At 55.4% G+C, this 704-nt stretch carries 1 protein-coding gene; it reads right to left on the minus strand.

Features of this window, described 5'->3' with window-relative positions; translation table 11 throughout:
* The coding region (gene nuoF, locus B4F73_RS16040; protein WP_349679581.1) for an NADH-quinone oxidoreductase subunit NuoF at positions 1 to 704 on the minus strand (704 nt) is incomplete at both ends.

Below are 704 nucleotides of genomic sequence, written 5' to 3' on the forward strand. Positions count from 1 at the left end.
TCCTTGTCCATCACGATCACCGCCGCCGTGCCCAGGCCTGATTTAAGGTCCCGCAGTGTGTCGAAATCCATGTAAGCGTCCATAATCTGCTCAGCCGGCACCATCGGCACGGACGATCCACCGGGGATCACCGCCTTGAGATTGTCCCAACCACCCCGGATACCGCCGCAGTGATTATCAATCAGCTCACGGAAAGTGACCGACATTTCTTCTTCGACATTACATGGCTTGTTCACGTGCCCGGAAATACAGAACAGTTTCGTGCCCGCATTGTTTGGACGGCCAAATCCGGCAAACCACTCAGCACCGCGGCGAAGAATGGTCGGAGCCACTGCAATCGACTCGACATTGTTTACTGTTGTTGGGCAGCCATACAGGCCAGCATTGGCCGGAAACGGTGGTTTCAGCCGGGGCTGTCCCTTCTTGCCTTCAAGGCTTTCCAGCAAGGCTGTCTCCTCGCCGCAAATATAGGCGCCGGCCCCGTGATGGACATAGAGATCGAAATCCCAGCCATTCACATTGTCCTTGCCGATCAGCTTAGCCTCATAAGCCTCCTTGACGGCTTTCTCGAGCGCATGCCGTTCATTGATATATTCACCACGTAGGTAGACATAACATTTATGGGCGCGCATCGCGCGGCTTGCCACCATGCAGCCCTCAATGAGCAGATGGGGATCATGCCGCATGATCTCGCGGTCTTTGCA

Origin of the sequence: Hyphomonas sp. UBA3601, from assembly GCF_002375605.1 — a bacterium.
Lineage (GTDB): Bacteria > Pseudomonadota > Alphaproteobacteria > Caulobacterales > Hyphomonadaceae > Hyphomonas.